The 21,976-nt window shown below is 41.9% G+C and carries 20 protein-coding genes and 1 tRNA gene; 6 read left to right on the top strand and 15 right to left on the bottom strand.

From position 1 onward, the window contains the following. Positions 1 to 73: 73 nt before the first annotated feature. On the top strand, positions 74 to 2,506 hold the full coding sequence (locus VK664_RS19620) for an FtsX-like permease family protein (protein WP_461400396.1): 2,433 nt from the start codon (positions 74 to 76) through the stop codon (positions 2,504 to 2,506). An 8-nt stretch (positions 2,507 to 2,514) separates the two neighbouring features. On the opposite strand, the gene VK664_RS19615 is transcribed toward VK664_RS19620, so the two are convergent. From VK664_RS19615 to VK664_RS19585, 7 genes are all read right to left on the bottom strand, one after another. Next, positions 2,515 to 2,688 carry a hypothetical protein gene (locus VK664_RS19615; protein WP_461400395.1) on the bottom strand — a complete coding sequence of 58 codons (174 nt, stop codon included), beginning with the start codon at positions 2,686 to 2,688 and terminating at the stop codon, positions 2,515 to 2,517. A 236-nt stretch (positions 2,689 to 2,924) separates the two neighbouring features. Further along, a complete protein-coding gene (gene clpX / locus VK664_RS19610; protein ID WP_461400394.1) occupies positions 2,925 to 4,163 on the bottom strand; it encodes an ATP-dependent Clp protease ATP-binding subunit ClpX in 1,239 nt (412 codons plus the stop codon). A gap of 107 nt (positions 4,164 to 4,270) precedes the next feature. Beyond that, positions 4,271 to 4,924, bottom strand: a complete 654-nt coding sequence (locus tag VK664_RS19605) for a ClpP family protease (protein WP_461400393.1) — start codon at positions 4,922 to 4,924, stop codon at positions 4,271 to 4,273. Positions 4,925 to 4,955: 31 nt separating this feature from the next. Next, positions 4,956 to 5,648 carry a ClpP family protease gene (locus VK664_RS19600; RefSeq protein WP_461400392.1) on the bottom strand — a complete coding sequence of 231 codons (693 nt, stop codon included), beginning with the start codon at positions 5,646 to 5,648 and terminating at the stop codon, positions 4,956 to 4,958. Between the two features lie 218 nt (positions 5,649 to 5,866). After that, positions 5,867 to 7,246, bottom strand: a complete 1,380-nt coding sequence (gene tig / locus VK664_RS19595) for a trigger factor (protein ID WP_461400391.1) — start codon at positions 7,244 to 7,246, stop codon at positions 5,867 to 5,869. A 112-nt stretch (positions 7,247 to 7,358) separates the two neighbouring features. Then, complete coding sequence (locus VK664_RS19590) at positions 7,359 to 8,180, bottom strand: universal stress protein (RefSeq protein ID WP_461400390.1); 822 nt, start codon at positions 8,178 to 8,180, stop codon at positions 7,359 to 7,361. Between the two features lie 62 nt (positions 8,181 to 8,242). Continuing rightward, a tRNA-Leu gene (locus VK664_RS19585) sits at positions 8,243 to 8,324 on the bottom strand. Positions 8,325 to 8,450: 126 nt separating this feature from the next. On the opposite strand from VK664_RS19585, the gene VK664_RS19580 reads away from it, so the two are divergent. The 4 genes from VK664_RS19580 (at position 8,451) to VK664_RS19565 (ending at position 14,099) form a co-directional block, all read left to right on the top strand. Continuing rightward, complete coding sequence (locus VK664_RS19580) at positions 8,451 to 10,691, top strand: RelA/SpoT family protein (protein WP_461400389.1); 2,241 nt, start codon at positions 8,451 to 8,453, stop codon at positions 10,689 to 10,691. An 88-nt stretch (positions 10,692 to 10,779) separates the two neighbouring features. Next, positions 10,780 to 12,045, top strand: coding sequence for an adenylosuccinate synthase (locus VK664_RS19575; protein ID WP_461400388.1), 1,266 nt, complete (start codon positions 10,780 to 10,782; stop codon positions 12,043 to 12,045). Between the two features lie 224 nt (positions 12,046 to 12,269). Then, entirely contained in the window at positions 12,270 to 12,734 is a 465-nt protein-coding gene (locus tag VK664_RS19570; protein WP_461400387.1) for a hypothetical protein, read from the top strand. Positions 12,735 to 12,791: 57 nt separating this feature from the next. After that, positions 12,792 to 14,099: an anthranilate synthase component I family protein gene (locus VK664_RS19565; protein WP_461400386.1), complete on the top strand. Its 1,308-nt coding sequence runs from the start codon at positions 12,792 to 12,794 to the stop codon at positions 14,097 to 14,099. A 127-nt stretch (positions 14,100 to 14,226) separates the two neighbouring features. Here the strand turns inward: VK664_RS19565 and VK664_RS19560 are convergent, their stop codons facing one another. The 6 genes from VK664_RS19560 to VK664_RS19535 form a co-directional block, all read right to left on the bottom strand. After that, positions 14,227 to 15,390 (bottom strand): lytic transglycosylase domain-containing protein, encoded by a 1,164-nt coding sequence (locus VK664_RS19560; RefSeq protein ID WP_461400385.1) that lies wholly within the window; start codon positions 15,388 to 15,390, stop codon positions 14,227 to 14,229. Between the two features lie 139 nt (positions 15,391 to 15,529). Further along, positions 15,530 to 16,987 carry an Asp-tRNA(Asn)/Glu-tRNA(Gln) amidotransferase subunit GatA gene (gene gatA, locus VK664_RS19555; protein ID WP_461400452.1) on the bottom strand — a complete coding sequence of 486 codons (1,458 nt, stop codon included), beginning with the start codon at positions 16,985 to 16,987 and terminating at the stop codon, positions 15,530 to 15,532. 83 nt (positions 16,988 to 17,070) lie between these two features. After that, positions 17,071 to 17,313: a Sec-independent protein translocase subunit TatA/TatB gene (locus VK664_RS19550; protein ID WP_461400384.1), complete on the bottom strand. Its 243-nt coding sequence runs from the start codon at positions 17,311 to 17,313 to the stop codon at positions 17,071 to 17,073. 216 nt (positions 17,314 to 17,529) lie between these two features. Then, on the bottom strand, positions 17,530 to 17,907 hold the full coding sequence (gene rplS, locus VK664_RS19545) for a 50S ribosomal protein L19 (RefSeq protein ID WP_461400383.1): 378 nt from the start codon (positions 17,905 to 17,907) through the stop codon (positions 17,530 to 17,532). A gap of 71 nt (positions 17,908 to 17,978) precedes the next feature. Beyond that, positions 17,979 to 19,544, bottom strand: coding sequence for a ribonuclease Y (gene rny / locus VK664_RS19540; protein WP_461400382.1), 1,566 nt, complete (start codon positions 19,542 to 19,544; stop codon positions 17,979 to 17,981). A 229-nt stretch (positions 19,545 to 19,773) separates the two neighbouring features. Next, a complete protein-coding gene (locus VK664_RS19535; protein ID WP_461400381.1) occupies positions 19,774 to 20,070 on the bottom strand; it encodes a cell division protein ZapA in 297 nt (98 codons plus the stop codon). A gap of 127 nt (positions 20,071 to 20,197) precedes the next feature. On the opposite strand from VK664_RS19535, the gene VK664_RS19530 reads away from it, so the two are divergent. Further along, positions 20,198 to 20,455, top strand: a complete 258-nt coding sequence (locus tag VK664_RS19530) for a hypothetical protein (protein ID WP_458922504.1) — start codon at positions 20,198 to 20,200, stop codon at positions 20,453 to 20,455. On the opposite strand, the gene VK664_RS19525 is transcribed toward VK664_RS19530, so the two are convergent. Beyond that, positions 20,456 to 20,743, bottom strand: coding sequence for a hypothetical protein (locus VK664_RS19525; RefSeq protein WP_461400380.1), 288 nt, complete (start codon positions 20,741 to 20,743; stop codon positions 20,456 to 20,458). It abuts the gene before it with no gap. Position 20,744: 1 nt separating this feature from the next. Further along, positions 20,745 to 21,976: phenylalanine--tRNA ligase subunit beta (locus VK664_RS19520; RefSeq protein WP_461400379.1), on the bottom strand; the 1,232-nt coding region annotated here is incomplete at its 5' end.

Genomic DNA, 21,976 nt, shown 5'->3' with positions numbered 1-21,976 from the left:
TGGAATGGCAAGCATGTATCCAGGGCCTTCATGTTCTAAAACCATTAGGGCATTCATATTCTAAAACCATTACATGCTTTTTAAGAATTATCTGAAGATCGCTTTCCGGAATATTGCCAGGTCAAAAACCTTTTCAATAATTAATATCCTTGGCTTGTCTGTAGGGTTGGCTACCTGCATCATCATCACACTTTATGTACTTAATGAATTGAAATATGATGCTCATCATGTGAAAGGTGACCGTGTATACAGGATAGCCACTGAAGGTACTGAAGCCGGCGGACAATGGGCTGCCTGTCCGGCTCCGGTGGCCTGGGCATTAAAATCAGACCTGCCGGAAGTAGAGCAAGTGACACGCCTGATGACTTTTCCTGATATTGAAAAGATGTTGCTTCGTTATGAAAATGGCCATGAATCGAGGCAGTTTTTTGAACATAATGGGTACTATGTTGATTCAACTTTTTTTGAACTTTTTACTTATAACTTCAAATATGGGCAGGGAAAATCGGTACTTGATCTCCCAAATTCGATAGTAATTTCTGAGCCGATGTCTGTCCGGTTTTTCGGAAATACAGATCCGGTTGGAAAACCACTGAATATACAGACACCTTTTGGTCAGTTCAATTACACGGTTACCGCTGTATTTAGAACTGAAGGTACCAGGACGCATATCCCGGCGAATTTTTTCCTGTCGATGCATAATAATGATATGTGGAACTGGGTCCGGAATCAGACGAACTGGGCTACCAACAATGTATTTTTTACTTATGTGAAATTAAAAGAAAAGGCCGGGGCGAAATCTTTTGAAAACAAGCTGAATACTTTCTTCAAAAAACGTGCAGGATCTGACCTGAAAATGTCTGGAATTTCAAAGAGCCTGTTTATCCAACCCTTGAAGGATATTCATCTGCATTCTTCAATCGGAAATGAGCTTGAAGTAAATGGCAATATTTTATACCTCTATATTCTTGGTTCTGTCGCCATCTTCATTCTTATGATAGCTTGTATCAACTTTATGAATCTGTCGACTGCCAGATCTGAGCGAAGGGCAAAAGAAGTTGGTGTTAGAAAAGTAATGGGAGCCCGGAAAACTTCACTGATCCTGCAATTCCTGGGTGAATCTTTTATGGTTTGCCTGATGGCACTAATAGCAGCATTATTATTTACAAAAATCACTTTGCCTTTTTTTAATAATCTGTCAGGCAAGGAACTCCAGTTATCTGACAGTCCTGCACTCTTGATCGTAATTACGATACTAACTATAGTTACAGGTATTATCGCGGGCCTTTACCCTGCCTTTTATTTATCATCGTTCAGACCGGCTTCTGTGCTGAAAGGCAAGATGCTCAATAACTTCTCCTCAACTACCATAAGGAAAGGGCTGGTGGTGTTTCAATTTACCATTTCAATTTTTCTGGTAATCGGTGCAATTGTTATCTGGCAGCAATTGAATTATATGAGCAATCAGCACCTCGGCTTTGACAAATCAAGGAAGATAGTATTACCGCTGAACTATAACAACACCGACTCTTATTTTACGAGACTAAGAAATGAACTGCTGAAAAACCCTGGTATCAGGCAGGTAACAAGTGGATCAACCTACCCGGGCATCCCCAATATAAACAGCATGTTGTTTTACCGGGGCGATCGCACAGATGCGGAAGTAATAGACCTCGAGCTTTCAGCAATCAGTGATAATTACATACCAACCCTTGGATTTAAGATATTGGCAGGCAGATCATTCTCCTGGGACTTCAAAGCGGATTCAGCTTCCCTGGTCCTGAATGAATCAGCAGTCAGAAAGTTTGGTTTGCAGCCTGGTGAGGCCATCGGAAAACAGATCAGCTTTGAATTCCAGGGAATGAGTGGCACTATGAATATTGTGGGTGTCGTAGCGGATTTTCATTTCGAAGGCTTACAGAAAACGGTAAAACCTTTTGCTTTTACCACTGGTATTTTCGCAAACAAATACACCTATATGATAGCTGACCTGGCTACAAGTGACTACCAGCAGCTCATAAAAAATATTGGGGACACCTGGAAAAAACTGGATCCTGCAACGCCATTTGAGTTTTCATTCCTGGATGAAGATTTTCAACGAAACTACGAAGCCGAGAAACTGACTTCAGGAATAGTAGCTGGTTTCACAATCATTGCAATCGTGATAGCTTGCCTTGGACTATTTGGCCTGGCTGCATTTTCGGCTGAACAAAAAACAAAAGAGATCGGAATCCGAAAAGTGCTGGGAGCATCGCTGGGTGATATTTCAAGGCTGCTTTCCAGGGAATTCCTGGTGCTGGTAATCGTGGGTATTCTCATCGCTTCGCCGATTGCCTGGTATGTGATGAATCGCTGGCTTAACAGCTTTGCATATAAGATAACCCTGAGCTGGCAGGTCTTTGCAATAGCCGGATCGATAGCTATCGTAATTGCTTTGCTTACGGTGAGTTCCCAGGCAATACGAGCCGGGTTGGCTAATCCGGTCAAAAGCCTGAGAAATGAATAAACCAGGTATTAGTCCAGGAAATCGTTATCATCTTTCGGTTTGTATTTATCAAACAGCTTATCAATGGCTCCGCTAAACATAGGAAACTTTTCTTTGGTGAAATCCTTGACAATGCCAATGGCTGCATAAGCCTGTTCTTCAGTTAAACCGGCTGCTTTTAAACGTTCTACCAGATCTTGCATATTTGAAAAGTTTTATAGATGTAATACGTATTAATAAATTAAAGGTATCAATGATTGGTTGCATAAAATCCAGTCGGATCACTCTACTGAAATGATTTTATTGTCAACTGAAATGATGTTATTGATGATGACAATAAAAATTTGACGATGTGACAACAAAAAACCGGGCTTTGCCCGGTTTTTTGAATTATATATAACATCTAAAGTGGAATTAAATCCAGGAATCAAATTCCGGCTTAAGCTACCTTGAGCAGACTCATTTTGCTGTGATCAAACTTATCGCGTGCGTACTGGATATTCACATTGAAAGCAGTCTGTTTGGTTGAAGGCATTTCAAACATAGCATCAGTGAGAATACTTTCGCAGATACTTCTAAGGCCTCTTGCTCCCAGTTTATATTCAAGCGCTTTGCTTACCATGAAATCAAGAACTTCTTCTTCAATGGTTAATTGAATTCCTTCCAGCTCAAATAATTTCCGGTATTGTTTGTATAAGGCATTTTTTGGTTCCGTAAGAATCGAACGAAGTGTTGACTTGTCAAGCGGATTCAAATGCGTTACAACAGGCAAACGGCCCAACAGTTCCGGGATCAATCCAAAACTTTTCAGATCCGTTGCGTTGATATACTGAAGCAGGTTTTTCTTCATACTTTCCTGCAGCTCTTTATTCACATTGAAACCAATTGAATTGGTATTAACCCGTCTCGCTATTACTTTATCTATACCATCAAATGCACCACCACAGATGAACAGGATATTCTGTGTGTTGATCTTGATAAGTTTTTGCTCAGGATGTTTACGGCCGCCTTGTGGTGGTACCAACACATCAGTACCTTCCAATAATTTCAACAGACCTTGTTGTACTCCTTCACCACTTACATCCCGGGTAATTGAAGGGTTGTCACCTTTGCGGGCGATCTTATCAATCTCATCAATATAAACTATACCCCTTTCCGCCGCGGTAACATCGTAGTTACAAACCTGCAGGAGCCTGGTGAGAATGCTTTCCACGTCTTCACCAACATATCCGGCTTCTGTAAACACCGTAGCGTCAACGATCGCAAACGGAACGTTCAGCAATTTAGCTATGGTTTTTGCAAGCAGGGTTTTGCCGGTACCGGTTTCACCCACCATTACGATGTTGCTTTTTTCTATTTCGATATCGTTATCAGCCGGTTTTTGCTGTAATCTTTTATAATGATTGTATACTGCCACGGCAAGTACACGTTTAGCCTCGTCCTGCCCTATTATGTATTCGTCCAGGAATCGTTTAACTTCCACTGGTTTTTTTACATTGAGCTTGAACTGGGAGGCAGATGTTGAGTTGTCGTTCCTGATCATTAGCTCCTGCTCAATGATTTCACGTGCATGCTCAACACAATTCTCACAGATATGACCTTCCTGCCCGGCGATAAGAATCTTTACTTCGTCACGGCTTCGGCCACAAAAGGAACAATGTAATGTTGTTTTTGCCATTTTATTCAGTCTGATTGCAAAGGTATCCAACAAATTGGATTATACTACCAATTTCTCAGGATATATTGCTTAGGGCCAGCTATTAAGCCAGCCATTTCAATACAAAATTATAATTTCTCAACTAATTGATCTACAATGCCGTAGTCAATTGCCTCTTTAGCGTCCATCCAATAATCACGATCAAAATCTTTCATGATCTGTTCGGGCTTTTTTCCGCAGTTCGAGGCGAGGATGCGGGCGCCGATTTCCTTTACACGTTTTGTTTGTTTTGCCTGGATTTCAAGGTCAACAGAAACTCCCTGGATATAACCACCGAGACTGGGCTGGTGAATCATCACTTCGCCATGTGGGTAGATAAATCTTTTACCCTTTACGCCACCGCTTAGCAGGATAGAACCCATAGAAGCTGCCAGGCCCATACAAATGGTGCTTACCGGGCTCTTAAGCATACGCATAGTGTCATAAATAACCATACCACTGGTTACAACACCCCCCGGGCTGTTAATAAAAAATTTTATCTCTTCACCTGGCTTGTCAGCATCCAGCAACAAAAGTTTGGTCGTAACATCTTTTGCAGATTTATCATCCACTACACCCCATAAATACACAGCACGATTCTGAAAGAAATATTTTTCCAGTTTCTTGGCATACATCGCCGCTTCCACGCCTTTATCCTTTACAGGTTTTTCTTCCGGTTCGTCATCATCATCTCCATTATCATTGACCAGGGGTTTCAATAAATATTGTGAATTAATATTCATAAGTTTTACTTTGATAAATTTAATAAGTCAATTAATCTTTCTTATCCTTTCTTGGGTTGGTCACCAATACCTCATCTACAAGACCGTATTCTTTGGCTTCATCAGATGTAAGCCAGTAATCACGGTCGCAATCCTTTTCAACCTGTTTAAGCGTTTTGCCGGTATGATTGGAAATGATATCGTACAGATTCTTTTTGATCTTTTTTATTTCTGCAACAGTTATTTCTATATCACTTGCCTGTCCGCCGATTGCACCACTTGGCTGGTGAAGCATCACACGGCTATGCTTAAGCGCTGTCCTCTTACCGGCTGCTCCGGCAGTCAGTAGAACAGCACCCATAGAGGCAGCCATACCAATACAGATAGTAGATACATCGGGTGTAACATACTGCATTGTATCGTATACGCCCAGACCTGAATAAACACTGCCACCGGGGCTGTTTATATACATCTGGATATCGCGTTGACGGTCGGTACTGTCGAGGAATAACAACTGGGCAGTGACAATGTTGGCAACTTCGTCGTTGATCGGGTATCCCAGAAAGATAATACGATCCATCATCAAACGGCTATACACATCCATAACCGCAATATTCATTGGTCTTTCCTCAATGATATTAGGAGTCAGGTTAGTGATCATGTGTTTGTTGTAAGCGTTCAATGTATTACTGGAGATCCCGCGGTGTTTAACCGCGTAGTTTTCAAATTCTTTTCCTAAATGCATATGATATTGTTAATGAGTAATTTTTAATAGTGACCGGCAATTTAAGCCATTGTAGGAAACCAAATACCATGCAAAATAAAAAAACGGACAAATTGGCGCACCTGGCAAAGAAAACCGGCATAAAAAGCAGCCAAACGGCTAGCCTTTCATGCCGGTCAAACTTTATAGTTGATTCGCAGAAATTTTACTCGCAACTCAATAACCGGAACAGATTTGTATTAATGCTGATGATGCTGATGTTTTGCTGTTTCTTTTGCAAAATCATCCACGCTGATCTCCTGTTCTACGGCATTAACTTTCTGATCTGCAAAACTGAATACTTTGTCAGTCTGTATACGGTGATATGCATCCTCTACAAATTTCTTATCCTGCATCATTTTGTTAACATATTCGGTTATCCAGGGTTGTTCTGCATCGCCAATATTCATTCCCATATAACCGAAAAGCTGTTGTTTGGCAAAAGCCTTAAGATCTTCCGGAAGCACTTCAATATTATTCTCGCGAACAATTTTATCGATAATCAGTGTCCACTTCAACTGGTTTACAAAAGAAGGAAATTCAGCTTCAACTTCTTCTTCACTTTTTTTCTTCTCTTCGTTGGTCTGCATCCATTTTTTCAGGAAACTTTCCGGGAAGCTGATATTGGTATGATCAAGTAAAACGTGATAAATCTCATGCTGAAGGTGATTACGGCTCTGCGTCTCCCAATAAGATTCAATATCTTTCTTTATTTCAGCACGGAATTCTTCTTCAGTAGTGATAGTCTTTCCTGGCAAAGCCACCTTGTAGAATTCTTCATTCAGTTCTGATTTCTCAACATATCCTACCTTGGTTATATCAAGGCGAAATTGTTTTTCCGCAGCTGCGGAATCGTTTTTGTCCAGGCCAAGATCGCTGATGATCCATTCTCTTTCTTTTGGTTCAAAAACCTGTGAAAGCTGGATATTAATAGTGTCGCCGGTCTTTTTGTCCATCAGGTTCGGGCGGAAACTTTCTGAAAAATATTTAACAAGAAGTGAGTTGTCTTTTTTGATACCGCCTTCTATTTCTTTGCCATCAGCATCAATTTCTGTGAAGGTAAGGTTCAGCACATTTTCATCACCGGTCACTGATTCAGGATCGGTCATTTTACCGTTTCTGAGACGTAAGCGCTCAATTTCATCATTGATCATTTCTTCGGTCACAATCACCTTGTAACGGGTGAGTGGCTCAGTTCCGAGATCAGGTAACTGGAATTCGGGTTTCAGGCCGACCTCAAAGGCAAAAGCATATTCGTCCGGTTTATTCATGTCTATCTGGTGCGCGTCATTTTCAGATAGCGGAAGGGGCTGGGCGAAGATTTCCAGCTTTTCAGATGTCATGAAAGTATTGAGCTCCTTTTCAACGGTTCTCAGCACTTCTTCTGTAAATACAGCGGGTCCATGCATCTTTTTGATCATACCGGCCGGAACCATTCCTTTACGGAAGCCCGGGATATTTGCAGATTTGCTGTAGGTTTTTAGTGCTTTTTCAAAAGAAGGCAGATAATCATTGGTGCCTACTTTCACGGTGATTTTGTCATTCAGCAGACCAATATTCTCTCTTGTTACTGTTGCCATATGTAGTTATTTGAAAATGTACCCAAATTTTATTTTGGGGTGCAAAGGTAAGAATACCGTTGAATATTTTCAGATCGAATATTTTAACTTTTATTAAGCGTTTTGAGCCTGTTCAGCTATCATGCAGTACCAATAAGGGGATCTTTGTTTGATAGGCCATTTCAGTAGTGTGAATCTTATTGAACAATCTTTCAAAAAAAGTATGTTTATGAGCTACCATCACCAGCATCTGAACATCATGCTGAGCGACATAGTTGTTGATACCATGGGTGATTGATTCATCGGTAATGATGGTAAACTCATGCTGAATTGAGCCAAGCAACCCGGAAATAATATTTTTTGAAAGGATTTCTCTTTCACTGTTTTCTGTAACGCCCCCCTTCCGGATATGAACTATATGCAACTTCGCCTGGAACATTTCCGATATTTCCAGTAAGGATCTGAATAGGTTCCTGGAAGAAGAATAACTGAAGTCGCTGGCGTAAACAATTTGCTTTACCGGGTTGAATAAAGCATTATGCGGCACAACTAAAACGGGCGTTTTTGCTTTTCTGACCACGCTTGCAGATGTGTTACCAATTAATTTATCGAGTCCGCCGGCCCCACGCATACCAATTACAATCATGTCTGCATTAGATTCCACGGCTGCAAGGGTAATTTCATCCGATGGCATTCCAATCTGTACCTGGACCCCGACTTCCACGCCAAAATTTTCGTGTAATACCGCCGCTTCCCGCCGTATCATCTGTTCATTTTCAGTCTGAAGCTCATTTACAGAAATCATAACATAGGGAACTTCAGTAACCGGTGTCGGCATCATGTAAGCGTGGAACAATATCAATCTTGCTTTAAATGCTTTTGCAAGTGATGCCGCATAAATACTCGCGGTTCTTGATGAAGGGGAAAAGTCGATTGGAACAAGTAGTGTATCCATAACCGTAGTTTTATTAAAGTTACAAATATAAAACGGCCCCGGTTACTCACCGGGGCCGTTTGTGCGCATGGAGGGACTCGAACCCCCACGGATCACTCCACCAGATCCTAAGTCTGGCGCGGCTACCAATTACGCCACATGCGCAATCTGTAATCGGATCCATCCTTAAAAGTCAGCAGGACTTTCCTTTAAGGTTTGCAAAAGTAGGAGTTTTAATAGAAATAGAGAAAACACTTTCTTTTTTGTAAATTCGTAGAGATAAAAAGATGAATGGATACAGTTGCTGCAATACCCAAATATAACCTGAACGAAGAGCAGGAAAAGAAGTTGATTTTGCGTGAGTACCGGGCATTGCTTCGGGGATTAAAACCTAAATTAAAACCGGGAGATAAAGAACTGGTGCGGGTTGCATTTGAGATGGCTGCCGAAGCCCATGTTACCACGCGCCGTAAAAGTGGTGAGCCATATATTCTGCATCCACTTGCTGTCGCGCGTATTTGTATAGAGGAGATTGGCCTTGGTGTGCGGTCAACAATCTGCGCCTTGCTGCATGATACCGTTGAGGATACAGATATAACTTTAAGAGATATCGAGCGCGAGTTCGGCTCCGAAATCGCCCGTATCGTTGATGGTCTTACAAAGATTTCAAATGTTATTGATGTAAATGCTTCCCAGCAGGCAGAAAACTTTAAAAAAATTCTCCTCACATTAACTGATGATCCGAGAGTGATTCTCATCAAACTGGCAGATCGTCTGCATAACATGCGGACCATGGACAGCATGAAAAGAGAGAAGCAACTCAAGATCTCCTCAGAAACTGTTTATGTTTATGCACCCCTTGCTCACCGCATGGGTTTATATAATATCAAAACGGAGATGGAAGATCTTTCCATGAAGTACCTCGAGCCGGAAGAGTATAAAGAGATAGCAAGAAAACTGGCAGAAACAAAAAGAGAAAGATCGCGCTATATCAATGAATTCGTAAAACCGATCAAAGAAAAACTTGAAAAAGGAAATTTTCAGTTTGAATTATACGGACGCCCTAAAAGCATACATTCTATCTGGAATAAAATGCGAAAAAAAGGAGTGGCCTTTGAAGAAGTTTATGATCTGTTTGCCATCCGGGTTATTCTGAACTCGCCCCAGGAACGTGAAAAAGAAGATTGCTGGAAGGTGTATTCACTGATCACGGATGAATATACCCCGGCACCCGAACGCCTGCGCGACTGGTTAAGCAATCCCAAAGCAAACGGGTACGAAGCCCTGCATACCACGGTTATGGGTCCCCAGGGGAAATGGGTGGAAGTTCAGATCCGGACCAAAAGAATGAATGAAATCGCTGAAAAGGGGTTGGCAGCTCACTGGAAGTATAAAGAAGGTACAACCGATGAAAGCCGGTTTGATAAATGGTTTCACCAGATCCGGGAGATGCTGAACAATCCGGATACGGATACGGTAGATTTCCTCCAGGATTTTAAAACAAGTTTTCTTGCCGAAGAGATCTATGTCTACACGCCCAAAGGTGATGTAAAGATGCTGCCAGTCGGTTCTACTGCGCTGGATTTTGCTTTCGCCATCCATACAATGGTCGGATCCCAATGTATTGGTGCCAAATTGAATCACAAACTGGTTCCTATCAGTCATAAACTTCGCAGCGGTGACCAGGTTGAAATTATTACTTCAGCCAAACAAAAACCAAACGAAGACTGGCTAAAGCTGGTTGTTACCGCAAAGGCAAAAACCAAGATCAAGGATTCGCTGAAAGAAGAAAAAAGGAAGGTGGCCGATGATGGAAAATACATGCTGCAAAAAAAGCTGGAAAACTTTGGTGCTGCCTACAATCAGCACAATGTTGATATCCTCACGGCTTACTATAAACTGCCTTCTCCACTCGATCTGTATTACCAGATCTCGGTGAAAACCATTGACCTGAAAGAATTGCAGGAATTCCAGCTGCTGGGCGATAAACTTGAACCGCCAAAACCGGTCCGGATTATCCAGGAAATAAAAACAGAAAGTGCGGCCCATGCTGCGATGGCGAAAAAAGATGCTGAACTTATCATTTTTGGTGAAAGCAGTGACCGGATTGTTTATAATCTTGCGAACTGCTGTAAGCCGATACCCGGTGATGACGTATTTGGTTTTGTAACCACTGGGAAGGGGCTTACCATTCATCGTACCAATTGCCCGAATGCCGCCAAGCTAATGGCGAATTACGGTCACCGTGTGGTCAAAACAAAATGGGCTAAAAACAAGGAAATTTCCTTTCTCACCGGTCTTAAAATTGTTGGTCTGGATGATGTCGGCGTGATTCATAAAATTACCAACCTTATTTCCGGCGAACTCAAGATCAACATCAATGCTATGACCATTGAGGCCAAGGAAGGTTTGTTTTTCGGCAATGTCAGGATATATGTTCATGACAAGGAAGAGCTTGATGAGCTTGTGATCCGGTTAAAAAAACTTCCCGGAATCGAAACAGTCGACCGTTATGATACCGAATCACCATAATGCAACCTATGGCTGTAAAATGCCTTCCGCATATTAACCTAATCTACCTATTTTTGCCGCTCTTCAAGCAAAACTTAAAAGCAAATCAATGGTTGATGTATTATTAGGTCTTCAGTGGGGCGACGAAGGCAAAGGTAAGATAGTGGATTTTTTTGCGCCTCAATACGACGTTATCGCACGCTTCCAGGGCGGGCCGAATGCAGGTCATACTTTATACGTGAACGACAAGAAGATTGTTCTTCACCAGATACCTTCAGGCATTTTTCACGAGAACACGATAAATCTAATTGGCAATGGTGTGGTTCTTGACCCCGTCACCCTGAAAAGGGAATGCGAATCAGTAAAAGCGTTTGGTGTTAACTACAGCAAAAATCTTTATATAGCCCAGCGCACACATGTGATTTTACCTACTCACCGCGCGCTCGACAAAGCTTCAGAACTTATAAAGGGCAGTGAAAAGATAGGCTCTACTCTAAAGGGTATCGGGCCGGCTTATATGGATAAGACCGGTCGCAATGGATTAAGAGTAGGTGATTTGTTTGATAAAACTTTTACGACCCAGTATATCAAGCTCAGACTGAAACATCAGAAATTGCTTGATAGTATGAATTTTCATGAAGACATTTCTGCCTGGGAAGAAGAATTTTTTGAGGCAGTGGAGTTCATGAAGGAATTTAAAATTGTAAATGGCGAGTATTTTATCAACGAAAAAATAAAGCAGGGAAAACGAGTGCTGGCAGAAGGGGCACAGGGTTCTATGCTTGATGTTGATTTCGGTACTTTCCCTTATGTCACCTCATCTAATACTATCTCCGCAGGGGTTTGTACAGGCCTGGGAATTGCACCGCAACATATTAAGGAAGTGATCGGTGTTACCAAGGCATATTGCACCAGGGTGGGTGGAGGACCTTTCCCCACCGAACTTCATGATGCCACAGGTGAAGAGCTGAGGAAAATTGGTGCCGAATTTGGGGCAACTACAGGCAGGCCACGCAGATGTGGCTGGATCGACCTGGTAGCATTGAATTTCGCCTGCATGATAAATGGCGTTACCAGCCTGGTGATGACAAAAGCCGACGTGCTTGATGCATTTGAAGAACTAAAGGTGTGCACAGCCTATAATATCAACGGTAAACAGACAAAAGAAGTCCCTTTCCAGATGACCAGGCTCAAAATTGAACCCGAATTGCAGTCGTTCAAAGGATGGAGCAAAGACATCACAGCCCTAAAATCAACTAATGAATTGCCAGGAGAAATGTCTCAATATGTGGACTTTATCAATAAATATCTCGGGGTAAATATTCACTATATCTCTAATGGACCGGGCAGGGATCAATTAATAAAAATTCACTAACTTGATTAGATAAAATTGTTGAAACAGAAAGGTGGTTTCTTAAAAAAAATGCCGCAGAAAAATATTTAAAGAAAAGTTTGGCGAATTAAAAACTTCGCTGAAATTTTACAGTAATCTTATTATTGCAATTGGATTAAGAACAAAAGAAACCCGGGCTTTTCAATTGATCCAATTTTAATTTATTAAATGAAAAATCTTTAACCCCCGGTAAATCTTACCAGACTATGGCCACAAAATCTGACAAAGACAAAAAGACCGGCGGTGCACCAAAGTCTTCTAAGGAAGTTCTTAAGAAAGATGCATCTAAGCCGAAGAAACAAACAGAGGATGATGAGGATGATGAGTTGAGTGATGATGAGGAGCTGGAAACTCCGAAGGCTGCAGCCAAGAAATCGGCAAAAGGCAGTACTGCGAAGAAAAAAGACGCAGATGAAGAGGATGATGATGAAGATGATGCGGCTGACGAACCAGATGATTGGGAAAAACCAGAAGAAGAAGAAAACTGGGATCCTGACTTCGAAGAGTTTGACCTGCCAAAGTCAAAGGTTAAAAAAACGGGTGGTACTACCGGGGCTGGCAAAAAAGCAGGTAAGGGTGAGGAAGACGATGACCTTAGCGTGGATGAAGAGTTTAAGGACCTTGACCTCTTCAATGACCGTGGCTTTGACGATGACGATGATGATTACTGATTATCACGCAGCCGAAAATCATCAGGTTGATTTTGTGGTAGCGTTCCAACTAACTAAGTGAACAGAACTTTCGTTTCATTTCCTATACAGGACTTCGACAACACAAAACAACAAATGTTGAACTGGGCAAACCGATTCAACATTTGTTGTTTTTTGGATAACAATGGTTATCAATCCGGTCATCATAAGATAGAATGCCTGCTGGGTGTGGGCGCTGTTCAATCCTTATCAGCTGCTGCTGGTAATGCATTGGACCAACTTCAGAAATTCGGATCTCAACACAAAGACTGGCTATTCGGACATCTCGGTTATGATTTGAAAAATGAGACCGAACATTTGAGTTCTTCCCATCCGGATAAGATCAATTTCCCTGACTTGTTTTTTTTTGTACCTGAGATAGTTGTCGAGCTAACGGCTAACACTATGCGAATTGGTTCTATTGGTGTCAAAGCTGATTCAGTATATAGAGAAATCATCAGTATTCGGTTAACGGATAAAAAGGGTAAAGCTGAAACAGTCAGCGAATCGCATAAAGGAATCGGGATCCGTGAGCGTTATACAAGGGATGAATATCTGCAGACGATAAATCTTCTTAAACAACATATACTAAGGGGCGACTGTTATGAAATCAATTTTTGCCAGGAGTTTTATGCTGAAGATATCACCATCGACCCGGTAGAGATTTTTTTAAAATTGAGCCGGCTTTCCCCTAACCCGTTTTCAGCATTTTATAAACTCGATGATAAATATCTTATTTGTGCAAGTCCAGAACGTTATCTCAAAAAAGATGGGCTCAAAGTTATCTCACAACCAATCAAAGGCACGCTAAAACGTACAGGCAATGATGCTGAAGCTGATTCAGCCAATCAGCAACGGTTATCCGAAAGTGCTAAGGACAGGTCCGAAAACGTGATGGTCGTCGACCTGGTACGAAATGATCTTTCCCGCATCTGCATAGAAGGATCAGTGGTGGTGGATGAACTGTTCGGGGTTTACAATTTCCCCCAGGTTTACCAGATGATCTCCACTGTGAGCGGAGAATTAAAGTCTGAATCGGACTGGGTTGAAGTTATCAGGGCAACTTTCCCGATGGGATCCATGACCGGCGCACCAAAGCAAAATGTACTCCGGCTCATTGAAAAATATGAGCGCACGAAGCGTGGCATATTCTCCGGTGCGATTGGCTATATCAATCCTGAAAAAGACTTTGATTTCAATGTGGTGATCCGTAGCCTGATCTATAACCGTTCTGGCCGGTATCTGTCATTTCCGGCAGGTTCAGGAATTACTTTCTACAGCGATCCGGAAGCTGAATATGAAGAGTGCCTTGTAAAAGTGGCGGCTATCCGTGACATACTTCAATAAATCGCCACAAAATATTACCGGAAAAGCTAAATGCCCTTAAAGTCGGGAAAATAAAAAGCAAAAAGTAAACACAAAAAAAGGGAACCATAAATATGATTCCCTGTTGATTGTATTAAGAGTTTGAAGGCTATCTTCCTGCGTCGCTTCTAACGGTCATCACCGTGTTGGAGTTTAACAATGATTGCACCGAATCATTCAGGATATTATACTTGTTGGCGTTAAAGAGTTCCATTTTGTCTGCAGGCAGTTTAAGTTCATAAACATTGTCACTGCTTGACATTTTTTTGTCGAATTCAGGATTGTAACGAAGAAAATCTTCGTGGCTCATCATGATATTTTTTGAAATCATTTCAGAGCGATACTTACCGGATACGATCAGTGTTTTTGCGTTTGCTTTCTCTTTATTTGTAATCTTCCGGTTAAGTAAATAGGTGGCTGTAACACCTATTTGTTTTTTTGCTTCCGCATTGGTAAGTGTAGTTACTCCTCCGGAGCCTTCAAATATATAATGAGTTCCAATAAATTTTTTAACGTGGGTTCTCGATTCAGCTGGCAGGAAATTCTGTAATTTCCAGAAGTTACGGCTTCCACCGCTCTTTTTAATGGCGCTGTATACATTACCAGGACCACCATTATAAGCGGCTATCACCAATAACCAGTCACCAAATTCTTTATAAAGATCAATCAGGTATTTAGAAGCGGCGTGGGTGCTTTTTTTATAATCATATCTGTCATCCCTGGATTTGTTAACGGTAAGTCCAAGTTCACGGGCGGTAACCGGCATCAGCTGCCACGGTCCACATGCTCCGGCCCATGATTTTGCCTTGATTTTTAACTGGGATTCGATAAAGGCAAGGTATTTCAGTTCAAGCGGTAATCCATATTGAGAAAGAATACCTTCAATAGTTTTGAAGTAGGGGGTACAGGAGGTCTTCATGGAAAGGAGATCATCAGAGTTCTTCTCCATATAATCTTCCACGAATTCAACCGCCCGTGCATTTAAAAGAATGCCGGACCTGGTATCTTTCTCGAAAAGATCTTCGAAGCCTTCAGTAGAAACAGTAGTATCAAATTTACCAGGCGACTGTATAGTATCCTTAAGGATAATAGTTTTTACAGGTGGTGTTTTTTTTGATACTGCCTTGGCCGGGGTCTTTTTTGCTGAACTTGTTTTCTTTGTGACTGAAGTTTTTGAAGAAGAAGGTTTCTTCTTTTTGTCTTCATCATTTGCAGATACCAGATTCAGAATTCCGAGGCTCAAAATGGCGAGCAGAAATAATTTTTGTTTCATCATCATTTTAATTTGCTCAACAAAGCCGACGCTCAGGTATGGATTAAAAGGGATGATTTCTTATAGGACGATAGGAAAGAAATGCATAGGATAATTGGTGGAAAATCAGCACAGAAGGTAAAAAACCGGGGTCGAATGGTTAGGGTCTTTCATTGCCGGTTGATCTGTACAACTGCATCCATTGGTGTGATAGCTGCAGTAAAGATAATTCGCAAAATCGGTTTGTCATAGCTTGTACGCCAAATGGTAAGCCATTACTGTGCCAAAAAAGCGGGATGGAAATTCCGGGAAGGCCTGTTAAATTGGAAAAGACTGTAAAAATGTCAGCCAGGTACATGGCGATGGGATCGTCTGTTTTCTCACCTGCTGAAAATGCCGTAGTAGGGGAGGTTGGTAGAAGTAACACGTCAAACTCGTTGAAAACCATGTCGGTTTTCTGAACGAGGAGCTGTCTTACCTGCTGGGCTTTGGTGAAATATGCGTCGAAATAGCCGGCACTGAGCACAAAGGTTCCCAACATGATCCGACGTTTAACTTCTCTGCCAAAACCATCAGATCTGGTTTTTTTATAAAGGTCCGTTAAATCGTTATTTTTATCCACATTACGATATCCATACTTGATTCCATCGAATCTGGATAGGTTGGATGAGGCCTCAGCTGTTGTAAGCACATAATAGGCGGGAACAATATAATCCAGGTATTCAAAACTCACGGGCTCTACCTGGTGCCCATCCGCTTTTAAACGGTCGATCAGGGAAAATATTGATTTTTTTATTTCAGGATCTAAAGCATTGCTGTTCAACGCTTCATCAAAGTAAGCGATACGAAGCATCTTATTGGGAGCCTCTGTTATTGCCCCAGGACTGAAGTCGATTTTCTCCGGGGAAACGGTACTGTCAAAATCATCCGGACCCGAAATCACATCCAGGACCAGGGCAGTATCGGGTATATTGTTGGCGAAGATTCCGATTTGATCGAAGGATGAAGCATAGGCAATCAATCCATAACGGGAAATGGTTCCATAAGTGGGTTTCAGTCCGACTATGCCGCAAAAATCTGCCGGCTGCCGGACGGATCCGCCTGTATCGCTACCAAGGCTCACCATGCACAAGCCAGCCTGCACGGCCACCGCAGAACCCCCTGAGGAACCGCCAGGTACGCGGGTTTCATCAATAGCATTCAGCACCCTGCCATAACAGGAGTTCTCGTTGGTTGAACCCATGGCAAATTCATCGCAGTTGGCATTACCTATAATTATGGCGCCTTCTTCAATCAATTTATTAACAGCAGTCGCATTGTAGATGGATGTAAAACCAGCCAGGATTTTCGATGCGGCAGTTACACGGTGATCTTTGTAACAGATTACATCTTTTAAAGCGATTACGACTCCATGTAGCTTACCTATTGGTTTGTTTTCCAGCAATTGGCGGTCGAGGAAATCAGCACGTTCAAGCGCTTCCTGTTTATACACTTCAACAAAGGCATTCAGGTGTTTTTTAGCTTCTATCTGAAATAAAAAATGTTGAACAGTACTCACACAAGTGGCAGTACCATTCAACAATTCCGTATGATATTGTGCGATCGATTCGAATTTCACCAAAACATGGACCGGCGGGTTAAATAGCAGATAGTTAAGAATTTATCAGCTTATAACCGGTGTCCGCGAAGGTAACAAAAGAATTAATTCTGAGATGGAGAAGAAGTAGACGTTGTTTGCTTTTCTTTTTCACTCATACCTTCTTCGATCTCTTTCTTCACATTGGTTTTCGCGTCATTGAACTCACGGATACCACGACCGATACCTCTCATAAACTCAGGTATTTTACGACCACCAAAGAGAATTAACACAGCTAATACAATGAGGATCCACTCAGTACCGCCGGGCATTGAGATCATCAGGAAGTTGGAATTTAAGATAGACATGATACTGATTTTTTTATTAAGTATAGATACAGTTACGAAATTACAGCTTTTTGCGATCTAATAACGTTAATTGAATTGGCTAATTGCCAAATGAAATCAATAAAGATGAACGGTACTATAAAACTATTATTGTTATGTAAATAAACGGTGGGTTCAATAAAAAAAGGGCAGGATCTTTTTATGACCCTACCCTTTGAATTATTTTGTTGTCTGAAATTATGACTTGGCGGGTGCGGTGGCCACAGCTCTTCTTTTCTCCTGGATCCTTGCACTTTTACCGCTACGGCTCCTCTGGAAGAATAACTTAGCCCTGCGAACACGGCCAGATTTATTTACTTCAATAGAATCAATATTCGGCGAATAAATAGGGAAAGTTCTTTCAACTCCGATACTATCAGATATCTTTCTCACGGTGAAAGTAGCAGTATGCGCAGTGCCCTGGCGTTTAATAACATCGCCGCGGAAACTCTGGATACGTTCTTTGCCACCTTCGACGATTTTATAGTTGACAGTTACATTGTCACCAGCTTTGAATTTTGGAAATTCTTTCTGGCCTGTTAACTGTTCGTGTACAAATTGGACTGCGGTACTCATAACATTCACTTTTTTTAAGGGAGGCAAAGGTAATTAAAAAAATTAAAATCCGTCAGATATTGCAAGTTTTTTTACCTGGCAACATTCACTGCACGTTTTTCCCGTATCACAGTCACCTTAATCTGGCCCGGGAAAGTCATTTCATTTTGTATTTTCTGGGCTATCTCAAATGAAAGCCTGTCTGAATCTGCATCACTCACTTTTTCTGACTCAACTATTACACGAAGTTCACGTCCTGCCTGGATAGCATAGGCCTTCTCAACCCCTGGATAAGCCATTGCCAGATTCTCCAGATCCTTGATCCTTTGCAGGTACTGCTGCATAATCTCTCTTCTTGCTCCCGGGCGTGCACCACTGATGGCATCACAGGCCTGGACAATCGGCGAGATTACATACTGCATTTCCATTTCATCGTGGTGAGCTCCGATAGCATTGATTACCGCCGGATTCTCGCCATATTTTTCAGCCAGTTTTGCTCCCAGCAATGCATGGCTTAATTCAGTTTCCTCATCAGGAACTTTACCGATATCATGTAAAAGACCCGCACGTTTTGCCAATTTAGCATTCATTCCAAGCTCAGAGGCCATGATAGCGCAAAGATTTGCCACTTCACGACTGTGCATAAGCAGGTTCTGACCATAAGATGATCTGAATCGCATCTTTCCAACAATTCTGACCAGGTCCTTATGAAGACCATGGATACCAAGCTCTATTACAGTTCTTTCACCTATCTCCATCACTTGTTCTTCTATCTGGCGACGGGTTTTTTCAACAACTTCCTCGATACGGGCAGGGTGAATACGGCCATCAGTCACCAGCCTGGTTAAGCTTAAACGGGCGATTTCACGCCTCAGCGGATCAAACGATGAGAGGATGATTGCCTCCGGGGTGTCATCCACTATCAGGTCGACGCCGGTAGCCGCTTCGATTGCACGGATATTTCTTCCTTCCCGGCCAATGATCTGGCCCTTGATTTCATCACTTTCCAGGTTGAAAACGGTTATCGAATTTTCAATTGCCTGTTCTGCTGCGGTCCGCTGTATAGACTGGATAATAATCTTCCTGGCTTCCTTGTTGGCTTTTTGCTTGGCGTCATCAACAATCTCCTGCTGAATGGCAATCGCCTGTGTATGCGCTTCCTGCTTAAGGCCTTCGATAAGCTGAGCCTTGGCTTCTTCCGCAGTGAGACCTGCAATTTTTTCGAGCTTACGCATATGCTCTTCCTGGTGTTTTTCCAGTTCGGCCCTTTTCAGATTGACCACTTCAATCTGGCGATTGAGTGTTTCTTTAATGGCGTCATTGTCTTTTACCTGTTTTTCCAGTTGCTCGAGTTTCTGGCTGGTGGTCTGTTCTTTCTGACGCATCCTGTTCTCCGCATCTCCCAGCTTCCTGTTGCGTTCAAGAACATCTTTATCATAATCTGATTTCAGCTGAAGGAACTTTTCCTTGGCCTCCAGCATTTTCTGATTTTTCTGATTTTCTGCGTTTGTTTTTGCGTCAGCGATAATTTTTGATGCTTCTGACTCTGCTTCACTGATTTTAGCCTGTGTATTCTTGGCAAAGATGAGCTTTCCGGCTATGATGCCGGCTATTAGAGCCACTATGCCAACTATATAGGTTATTGTGTTTGGTTCCATTTTGTACAAATAATTTAGATTGTTCTTTCATATTCAGCGCTCGCTATCTGTTGTGATTCAAGTAGAACGAGAGGGTAATTTGCGAAAATAGTGAAAAAGAATTATGAATTATGAATTATGAGTTATGAAAAGAGAGGTATGAGTTATGAATTATGAAAAGGGGAAGAAGAGTTGTAAGTGGTTAGTGGTCGGTGGTGAGTGGTGAGTGAGAGGTTTGAAAAACAGATCGTTAGCTTTTTTTCTCCAGGGCCTTGTCGAGGACGGATTCGAGGAGGTTGAAGCTGGTGGAAATTTCTCTGAGGGCAGACTCACCGGCTCCGCGTTGTTTCATGTCGGTGGCATACCATAATATAACCATTGAGATATAATCCTGCATATCCTTACCGGCAAACTGGTTTTTATATTCAATGATTTTGTCATTGATCAGTTTCAGCGTTTTGCGGACAACTTCCTCGTCGGCGGGTTCGATCTTTATCCGGTAACTGCGGTCGGCAATAATAATATTAATAGGAATCAGTGTGTCCATACTTGCATTTTTGAAAACCTTTGATTAAATTTAGTCCATATAAGTGTCACGGCTTATTTGGACAGTTTTTACGGATCGTTTGGATAGTTATTGGAACAATTATTTTTTAATCCATAACCCAACGATTATGATTTTCGCTACAATTAAATCGCCTGTCTTCATTGACATGCTGAGCTTCGAAATGGTTGCTACTCTTGCCTGCAGTATCTGCGCTATTCTACGCGATGATGCCGGATATGAATGCAGCCGTTTTGAAAGAGAAATCCCTGAAGGCAACCAGGTTGTAACCTGGAACCGTCTCAATGATCTCCCTTATGGCGTTTACACCCTGGAACTTTCAAATGGCCAGGAAGAAATGAAAATGCGCCTTGTAAAAAGGGTTTAGCTATTCGCCCAGCATGGTGATACAGCGATCGATCTCCTTGATATAAAGATTGAGTCTTTTCTCTAATTCCTTTTTATCAGTCTCGAGTAACTGACCTGTTGCCATTTTGAGCAAAGAAATTTTTTGTTCCAGTTCATCAATTTTCCTGAGCTGGTCATCTTGAATTTCCTTTGCGTGCCGGAGGTCTGCGTTTAACTTTTCATTGTCCCTGAGCAACAATTGATTTTGCTTCACTAAAAGTTGAAGCTTTTCATTGATTCTTTTTAGTTGTTGCCCGATGTCAATCATGTTATTTTCTTATTTCAACCTGCAGATCTTGTGTCAGGGTTTTTATTAATTGTTGCATCATATCATCGATCTCTGTATCGGTAAGCGTCTTCTGTTCGTCAAGGAAGGTGAAACTTACTGCTAATGACTTCTTATCCTTTCCGAGCTTTTCAGATTCGAAAACATCGAAGAGTTGTAGTTTTTCCAGTTTCTGTAGGCGCAGTTTCCTGATCGAATTTTCTATAGCCTCATAAGGTACTGCTTTGTCTACAACCATAGCCAGGTCTCTTAATACCGGCAACTGCCTTGGTAATTCACGATATTGAACTCCCTGTTTTGGTCTATGATCCAATAACTTCTCCCAACTGAATTCGGCAAAATAAACCGGCTGCCTGATATCGAAACGTTTTAGTTCTTTTTCTGCTACAATTCCGATTTCTATGACCGTTTCATTTTTTAGTGTGATCTGCAAACCGGATTCAAGCTTTGTACCCGTTCCCGCTTCCCAATCCGCTTTTTCAACCCCGATCAGTTGCAAGATTCTTGCCACAACTCCCTTAATATAATAAACATCAGATCTGTCAGATTTACCCTTCCAGCTATCAGTACCCAGGTTACCCGTAACATATAGACAAAGTTTTTTTGTTTCCTGGTAAGAGCCAGGACCTGACTGCAGATAGGTTTTGCCAAATTCAAAAAACCGCAGGTCCGCATTTTTCCGGTTGATATTATATGCGAGGGCTTCCAGGCCGGTCTCCAGCATGGATGGCCGCATCATATTATGATCTGCACTCAGGTTGTTCAATAGCCTTACAGACATGTCCAGCTCTTTCTCATCATAATAAGCCGAATTGGTAATAGAGTTGGTCAGAATTTCGTTGAAACCAACAGAGGCCAGGTAACCGGCTGTTTTCTCAGTTAATACCTGGCGGAAACCATCTACTTCAATCGAAGGTGAAATGGTTATTGAGCCGGGAATCTCAACATTATCCAGGCCATCAATACGCATGATTTCTTCTACCAGGTCGGCCGGCAGCGCGATGTCAGGTTTACTGAATGGAACCTGGACTGTTAACGCTTCATCGTTCCCCACGATAATTTCAAAACCTAAAGCAAGCAGGATTTTTTTTGATGTTTCGGGAGTATAACTTTTGCCGCTCAGTTTTTTCAGGAATTGATGCCGGAGGGTTACTTCCGTTTTTTTCCGTGGATTGGGATAAACATCTACAACCTTTGAAGCAATTTCGCCACCGG

Source organism: Flavitalea sp. (genome assembly GCF_035489435.1).
Lineage (GTDB): Bacteria > Bacteroidota > Bacteroidia > Chitinophagales > Chitinophagaceae > DATHKG01.
Note: the sequence above shows the minus strand (reverse complement) of the source record. Positions and strands in the feature narration are given on the sequence as shown.